General features: G+C 37.6%; 10 protein-coding genes. 3 read left to right on the plus strand and 7 right to left on the minus strand.

Annotated features, from left to right (window positions below):
- Nucleotides 1-100: 100 nt before the first annotated feature.
- Nucleotides 101-1,009, plus strand: coding sequence for a collagen-like protein (locus BW716_RS23450; RefSeq protein WP_083726588.1), 909 nt, complete (start codon nucleotides 101-103; stop codon nucleotides 1,007-1,009).
- Between the two features lie 148 nt (nucleotides 1,010-1,157).
- Here BW716_RS23450 and BW716_RS23455 read toward each other — a convergent pair whose 3' ends face one another.
- Entirely contained in the window at nucleotides 1,158-1,325 is a 168-nt protein-coding gene (locus tag BW716_RS23455; RefSeq protein ID WP_179091238.1) for a LytTR family DNA-binding domain-containing protein, read from the minus strand.
- 12 nt (nucleotides 1,326-1,337) lie between these two features.
- On the opposite strand from BW716_RS23455, the gene BW716_RS23460 reads away from it, so the two are divergent.
- Entirely contained in the window at nucleotides 1,338-1,592 is a 255-nt protein-coding gene (locus BW716_RS23460) for a hypothetical protein (RefSeq protein WP_083726592.1), read from the plus strand.
- A gap of 93 nt (nucleotides 1,593-1,685) precedes the next feature.
- On the opposite strand, the gene BW716_RS23465 is transcribed toward BW716_RS23460, so the two are convergent.
- The 6 genes from BW716_RS23465 to BW716_RS23490 all read right to left on the minus strand — a co-directional run bounded on the left by BW716_RS23465 (nucleotide 1,686) and on the right by BW716_RS23490 (nucleotide 5,165).
- Nucleotides 1,686-2,396 (minus strand): PRC-barrel domain-containing protein, encoded by a 711-nt coding sequence (locus BW716_RS23465; RefSeq protein WP_179091239.1) that lies wholly within the window; start codon nucleotides 2,394-2,396, stop codon nucleotides 1,686-1,688.
- Between the two features lie 35 nt (nucleotides 2,397-2,431).
- Nucleotides 2,432-3,340, minus strand: a complete 909-nt coding sequence (locus tag BW716_RS23470) for a slipin family protein (RefSeq protein WP_220388817.1) — start codon at nucleotides 3,338-3,340, stop codon at nucleotides 2,432-2,434.
- Between the two features lie 191 nt (nucleotides 3,341-3,531).
- The gene (locus BW716_RS23475) at nucleotides 3,532-4,050 is read right to left on the minus strand and encodes an AraC family transcriptional regulator (RefSeq protein WP_235643933.1); all 519 of its coding nucleotides are present in this window, start codon (nucleotides 4,048-4,050) and stop codon (nucleotides 3,532-3,534) included.
- Nucleotides 4,051-4,219: 169 nt separating this feature from the next.
- Nucleotides 4,220-4,582: a cupin domain-containing protein gene (locus BW716_RS23480; RefSeq protein WP_083726598.1), complete on the minus strand. Its 363-nt coding sequence runs from the start codon at nucleotides 4,580-4,582 to the stop codon at nucleotides 4,220-4,222.
- 128 nt (nucleotides 4,583-4,710) lie between these two features.
- Entirely contained in the window at nucleotides 4,711-4,941 is a 231-nt protein-coding gene (locus BW716_RS23485) for an SHOCT domain-containing protein (RefSeq protein ID WP_083726600.1), read from the minus strand.
- A 38-nt stretch (nucleotides 4,942-4,979) separates the two neighbouring features.
- Nucleotides 4,980-5,165 (minus strand): hypothetical protein, encoded by a 186-nt coding sequence (locus tag BW716_RS23490; RefSeq protein WP_083726602.1) that lies wholly within the window; start codon nucleotides 5,163-5,165, stop codon nucleotides 4,980-4,982.
- 961 nt (nucleotides 5,166-6,126) lie between these two features.
- On the opposite strand from BW716_RS23490, the gene BW716_RS23495 reads away from it, so the two are divergent.
- A complete protein-coding gene (locus tag BW716_RS23495) occupies nucleotides 6,127-6,432 on the plus strand; it encodes a hypothetical protein (protein ID WP_083726604.1) in 306 nt (101 codons plus the stop codon).
- Nucleotides 6,433-6,903: the final 471 nt, after the last annotated feature.

The following is a 6,903-nucleotide window of genomic DNA, read 5'->3' on the forward strand; positions in this document are numbered from 1 at the left end:
TCACGTAAACTACCATTTAGCTCGCAAAGCTAAGTGCAGGTTTGTTATGACTCCAAACGAATACAATTCAACTTCAATCAAAAAATAAAACACACTTAGCATGAAGCGGTTATTACATGTAATTATGTTTATTTCTTTTATGATCCTGGTATGGGCAGGTTGTAAAAAAGGAGATCAGGGCCCGGTTGGACCACAAGGGGAAACAGGTGCTACAGGGGCACAGGGGGTGGCTGGTCCTGCCGGCAGTAAGATTTATAGCGGGAGTAGTACACCGGAAACCACCATTGGTGATATTGGTGATTTTTATCTGAATCTTTCCACTTCAGAATTTTATGGTCCTAAGACAGCCAATGGTTGGGGAACACCTATTATTTTGAAGGGCGCAACAGGGGCAACGGGAGCTACCGGCGCAACGGGTGCCGCCGGCAGCAGGATACTCAGTGGTACAGGTGCTCCTGCTAATAGTGTAGGGAATAACGGCGATTATTACCTGGATAAATCTACCTATAATTTATATGGTCCTAAAGCAGCCGGAGCATGGGGTTCTGCCTTATCATTGCAAGGCCCCGCAGGCCCACAGGGTCCTGCAGGGCCGGCAGGTACTGCTAATGTGATCTATTCCACCTGGAAATATGCTACTAACTTCAATGATTCAACAATTGATAATTCTTCATTGAAAGTGGGATACGTAGCAGCACCCAGCCTGTCCACTACCATTCTTAACTCAGGAACGGTAATCGTATATTTTACCTATGGTGGAGGCACCTTCGTCTTGCCTTATACCAGTAACGCTGGTGGAAAACCTAATACAATTTCATATACGCCCATGTTAAATAAAATACTTGTTACGCGTTTTACACATGATAATAGTAACAGTATTGCGTTGAGTACATTGTTGCAGTATCGGTATGTGATTATACCTGGCGGTGTTTCCGGAGGCAAGGAGGCCGCTCATCCTGATTATAACGATTATACTGCTGTATGTAAATATTATCATATTCCAGAATAGTGAGGTATTGTTAGTGTAATGAAAAGAGGTTGTAAATAAAACCTCTTAGAATCGCATAAATGAAAACCTGGCTCCATTAGGTATCCGAATAAAAAGAGCGAGTATCTTTCTTTTGATACTCGCTCTTTTTATTATACTTGTTTCCCGTTTAGCGCTCAATTCTCTTTATAAATTCTTCCTTATAATTACTCCCTATCGGCAATTGTACATCTTCAAGTTCAATCGTGTTGCCATGTATTGCCGTGATTGCCTGCATAGATACAATATAAGATTTATGCACACGTGCAAATGAAAGGGGTGGAAGTATTTCTTCCATTCCCTTCATTGTATGTGGGATCAGGTAAGGCTATCCAGGAGTTTTTTATCGGGTAAACTGGATGTGAAGGTAGGAGTGAATGATATTTTTCATGATGCGGGGTATAGGCTATCAATGAATGCAAATGTGTTAAAATCGTATGGGTATAGCAGATATGATAGCAGGAGAGGGGTCGTAAGTGTGTATTATAAATTCGGGAAGAAGGTGATGCCGGCGAGGGAAAGGAGTGGTGCGACGGAGACGGAGCAAGGGCGGTTGAATTTGTAGAGGGGAAAGCCGGAGTGGTGATGTCCGGCTTTCGGTAACGGTTCGGATAGGTATATGGTCCATTATGGTTATTTTATTTTTCATCAGTACTCTTTACCATTGGGTAAATTCTGCTATATCAAATAATCTGCAATTTTTAACTTCCTCCTGTGTAATGTTTATTTTCACTTTGGAGTCATTCCATTGTACCTCCTGAATATTACTGACAGGCAACAACACTTTTTTTCCGGGGAAAAAATTATGTGTATCCACTACAAAGAATATTACTTTCCAGGTGTGATCCTCTATTATAAAATCTTTTACATGACCGATATCGCCATCTGTTGCATGAATATTATACCCTGCAACCACTTTTGTACTGTGTAAGTGTGTATTGCTATCTGCTGATAGAAGAGGATGGTCTGTATCTGTCTCATGGATAATATTTGTTGAAGAAGTAGGGGCGAGTATCCCCCAAACACCACTTGAAGAAAATCCACCCTCCCAGTAATTTGGCCAGGGGTAATGGTTGAATAATTCGGCTTCCTGCTGCTGCGATACAGGTTTCTCTGTATCAATAGCCGGGCTGTTGCTTACCTGGGATTTTGTAAGATTTACCGTAAACGAACCGGTTTTGCCGGACTCTTTAAGGATGGCGTCGGGTGATATCAGTACTTTTCGGCCAGACAACCAGTTGCCGGTTTCAACAACCAGATAACGAATCGTCCAGGTGACATCATCGAAATAAAACGCTGTTACTTTTCCCATTTCACCATCTGTGGCTTCCAGGTGATAGCCTATCAGGCTACTTATATTAATTTGCATGATTGTCATTTTTTTGATATCAGTATACAGCCTCCTTACAATTTTGATTGTTGGAGCGTTCCATTTTCGCTACTCCCTTTATTCAGTTTATCCTGTCCGATACCCATTGTTAACGCAGTTAAGCCTGCCATACTTCCTAATTGCATCGTATCTATTGCTGAACTGGGCACAATAACGATGGTTGAATTTTGTTTCAATCCTTCATATAGCATATTCATCGCTCTTAAATGTAATGCTACCGGGTTATTGGCATAGGTCAGCGCAGCTTCTCCAAATTTCTCGGCCACCTGTCTTTCAGAATCCCCGAGTATTACTCTTGCCTGTCTTTCCCTTTCTGCCTGTGCCTGCATAGACATTGCATTTTCCAATGCAGGTGGAATTAAAACATCTTTTACTTCTACGGAATTCACATGTATTCCCCAGGGTTCAGTTCGTTCATCAATAATTTTCTGAAGTATGTTGCTAATTTTGTCCCTTCCTTCCAGCATATCTGAAAGCATCGTTTTTCCGATCACATCACGCAACGCGGTTTGGGCAGCCCAATTGATAGCGAGCATGTAATCTGCTACTTCCAGCGCAGCTTTCTGTGGGTCCAATACTTTCCAGAATAGTACTGCATCCACGTCTACCGGCACGGTATCTTTTGTAAGTGTTTTTTCTGCTTTAAATGAGGTGGTGATCACACGTGTATCAACCCAGTAAGGGATAGTATCTAATATTGGAATAATAAAAAATAAGCCGGGACCTTTGAGCGAACGAAATTGGCCGAGTCTTAATACGACAGCTTTATCCCATGGATCTGCAATCTTAATGGAGGAAGAAACAGCCAGGCCAATGATGAATGCAGCTATAGCAATCCCTTCACTTTCTACTATACCCAACTGGGGGTTCATAGCGTAAGCGATTGCCACACCAGTTCCAAAAATTACAACGAAAATTAACATTGAAAAAAAATTCTTGCTTTTCATTGTATGCTTATTTTATTTCTTTGTGAAAACAAATGTATGGTGTAGTAAAGGTCGCGAAATTGTGTCCCTTAATAATTATACTATTATAGAATTAACTTGTATAATTCACATGTCCGGGTCTCATTCCTGAAGTTTGTTTATTCTGCATTTATGTCTGGAAAAGCTTTTTATAAATTTTCGAGCAGGTTAAGCTTTTTGTTTTTCAGTGTTTTAAAATAGGTAGGGGTTAAGCCTGTTATTTTTTTAAACTGATGGGATAGGTGTGAGACACTGCTATAATGGAGTTTGTAAGCTATTTCAGAGAGGTTAAGTTCGTCGTAAATAATCAATTCTTTTACTCTCTCTATTTTATGCATTATTATGAAATGCTCTATAGTAGTCCCCTGGGTTTCAGAGAAAATATTTGCCAGATAGGTATAGTTATAGTCTAACTTTTTACTTAAATAATCAGAGAAGTTTGTTTTAGGCAAGTCGTCAGCATAGTGAACCATTTCAATAATTACATTCTTTATACTTTCAATCAGAATAGCTCTTTTGTCGTCTATCAGTTCGAGCTTTGATCTTAACAGAATTACCCTTAGTTTATCCCTTTGCTTTGGAGTGATTTCTTCCAATACATTCACTTCTCCTAAGTTAACAGTTACATAGTGAAGACCTAATTCTTTAAATGCTTCTTTAACAACCATCTTACAACGGATGCTAACCATGTATTTGATGTATAGTCTCAATGTGTATAAGTTATGTTGGCTTATTGACACTTATAAGTCACAAATGACAGGCCAAATTCTTGTGAGAATACCCACCTACGGTAACCTGATGTTTGAATTTTAAAGCATACTTGCGGCGAACACGGGTTTAGTCTTCATAACCGCTTTTAATAATTGTCGAAATCATTTTAAACTGTTCATCAGCATTAAAGCAATGTGTGGAGTGCGCGGGGATAATAATTCCCTGTCCCTGGGTTAATTTGTATAGTTTATTATCAATGGTAATTGCAGCAGCACCGTCTATTATTTGAATATAGTTATCAAAAGGAAGCGTTTTCTCTACCAGTTCTTCTCCTGCTGCAAAGGCAGAGACTGTTATATTGCCAGTATTTTTCTTTATAATAATTTTGTTTAGAACCGAGTTGGGCATATACTCAATGATTTCTACAATGAAATGAATTTCCCCTTTATTCATTTCTCTGGCATCAGGAATATTTTTGTGTTTATGCATTTATTTGACAATTTGTTATTAGGCATATGACCCGTTATTTAACAATATTTGTACAGTGAAATAATCCTGGCAGTGCCGGTCATGATATGGTTGTAAACAGGGGTTGCTAATTTATATTGAATAACTTTTCAGGACAACTTTGAAGAATCATTTTCCAGTATTTTCTTCTTTTCCTGATATTCATCATTATTAATTTGACCAAGTGCAAACCGCCTTTTTAAAATATCGAGTGGCGCCTCTCTCTTCATTCGCTGTCCGGGAATATTGTAAGGAATAGCGAATATCCAGAAGATAAAAATCATCCACACCAACCACCATACCAGGTGCATTCCCCAAAAATGATAACCGTCGTAAAACATAGTATTTATTTAGAAAGGTGAATATGATAACTGTAATATTAATTTATGGCAACAACCGGTTTCTTACTGGTTTTTATTTTCTTTTTAGTTTTACTTACAATCTGATTGATGGATTTTTCAACGGCTTTTGTAATTTCACTAATAAGAGAAACATTATAAGCTATTAATACTTTCTTTACAGCATTAGTCAGCTTTTCCTTTAAAATGCGCTTTTTTTTACCCATGATCTGGTAGATTTAATTTGATATATTTTATTAGAAGAAATTAACACTACAGGTCGTAGCACAATAATAATTGTCCAGAAGGCCTATAGCCTGAGCCTGGGTAACATCTTTCGTGGATTATCCTGAACCCATATAAAGGTCAATGAATATTTAATTGAAAGTGTTACGTAATAATATAAAATCGTTGTATCATTCACACATTCATGGAATGTAATGATTCGGTGCTGGCCTCCTCTGAAATAGATTGCGATCATTTGAAATGGGAATAACTAACGAGTTGCTGTCGGGTTAAATTACAACTTCTTCATTATGTATTATTCCCTGTTTGTAAGTGCTGCCGGCCGGGGAAAATGGAATTTGTTCGATACGGCTGATTTATTGTCTCATTGAATGGTTGCGTTTTTTATGATCCCAGATCTTTGTCTTACAATATGCAATATTTATCGAAACCTGATTAGCAAAAGACCTGGCAGCCATCATACAGAAGGTCTGGATGGAATAACCATTCCTCAAAACCAAATCCGGATTAATTTTCAATTGCAGGTGCTAGTTTAATACCTTCAGTTGTTTTATGGAGAACAGGTTTCTTTCTAGCGCTTTGAATTCCAGGTTAGCCCCATAAGACGATCCTCCGAAATAGGAATATGTTTAATCAAAACTTCAGGCGATTTATTAAACACCTCCTTATGGCCCGCGCCTGAAACTCTCCTAATTACCTGAGTGGCTGGCAGGCCTATAGATGAGTCATTGAACTCTTATAATTGCTGCTTTTCAATCTTGTAAACAATCTCCTTTGATGTGATGGATATATTTGCTTGCTGCAGTACATAAATGATTGCCTCAATTTTTAGTCTTTTGACTGGAAATTTTGGTTGCTTCCATTGGGTTTAGTGTTATTTATGGATATTCTAAAGTTAATTTATGTAATATTAGTCATTAGTAACACTTAAATAGATTATTTATGGAATATTCTGAATCACTTGTTTTTAAAATTGTTTACAAAATCACATATCCTAATGGTAAAATATACATAGGTCAGGATGTTACGGACAATATTAATTACTTCGGTAGTCCAAATATCCCTCTAATTGTAAGCGATTTTACAAGAGAGGAGAGGCGGGATTTTACAATACGAAAAGAAATTCTTTGGGAATCTGTGTCGGCTACTCAACAGGAGGTTAATCAAAAGGAAGTAGAGTTTATTTTACAATTTAGATCGAATGATCCAAAATTTGGCTATAACATACGACCTAAATTGAAAATGTAGTGATGTATGCGTTATTATCGGGAAAACATTGGAGTTAATCATTTTGATGAATAGCAATGTCTCCTGTAAATTAGGATTTGATCCGAATTGAAAACATGAAAATCTAACACTTGCGATATAGAATGTCTAACAAATCATTTATAAGGCCTTTACGTGCCCTGTCGCGAAGCGTTTTCGAACCAAATAATATAGATTATTAAGTAATTAGGTTGTTTTGAGAACAGCGTTAGTAATTGTTCATATCCACATTTTCCATAAAGCGCTAGCAAGTATTTAATTTACATTACTATATTCAATCCAACAATTTTTTTCGTTCGATCCTTTCCTTAGCTTCAATTAAAATAGTGTGTAAATAATAGCAACAGCTTTTCAAGAGATGTGTATACTATTATAATAATGTTGTTTTTACAAAATCTAAAGCCGAGTCATTTTGCTAGTAATAGTTCCCGTCTGAGGTGTATTGAATTATCC

This window comes from [Flexibacter] sp. ATCC 35208, from assembly GCF_001975825.1.
Lineage (GTDB): Bacteria > Bacteroidota > Bacteroidia > Chitinophagales > Chitinophagaceae > Chitinophaga.

Excerpts from the sequence above, each read along its gene's own strand:
- BW716_RS23490 (WP_083726602.1), bottom strand. The coding sequence starts at position 5,165 with ATGGGTAAAAAAAAGCGCATTTTAAAGGAAAAGCTGACTAATGCTGTA.
- BW716_RS23485 (WP_083726600.1), bottom strand. The coding sequence starts at position 4,941 with ATGTTTTACGACGGTTATCATTTTTGGGGAATGCACCTGGTATGGTGG.
- BW716_RS23465 (WP_179091239.1), bottom strand. The coding sequence starts at position 2,396 with ATGCAAATTAATATAAGTAGCCTGATAGGCTATCACCTGGAAGCCACA.
- BW716_RS23450 (WP_083726588.1), top strand. The coding sequence starts at position 101 with ATGAAGCGGTTATTACATGTAATTATGTTTATTTCTTTTATGATCCTG.
- BW716_RS23495 (WP_083726604.1), top strand. The coding sequence starts at position 6,127 with ATGGAATATTCTGAATCACTTGTTTTTAAAATTGTTTACAAAATCACA.
- BW716_RS23470 (WP_220388817.1), bottom strand. The coding sequence starts at position 3,340 with ATGTTAATTTTCGTTGTAATTTTTGGAACTGGTGTGGCAATCGCTTAC.
- BW716_RS23480 (WP_083726598.1), bottom strand. The coding sequence starts at position 4,582 with ATGCATAAACACAAAAATATTCCTGATGCCAGAGAAATGAATAAAGGG.
- BW716_RS23475 (WP_235643933.1), bottom strand. The coding sequence starts at position 4,050 with ATGGTTGTTAAAGAAGCATTTAAAGAATTAGGTCTTCACTATGTAACT.
- BW716_RS23460 (WP_083726592.1), top strand. The coding sequence starts at position 1,338 with ATGTGGGATCAGGTAAGGCTATCCAGGAGTTTTTTATCGGGTAAACTG.
- BW716_RS23455 (WP_179091238.1), bottom strand. The coding sequence starts at position 1,325 with ATGGAAGAAATACTTCCACCCCTTTCATTTGCACGTGTGCATAAATCT.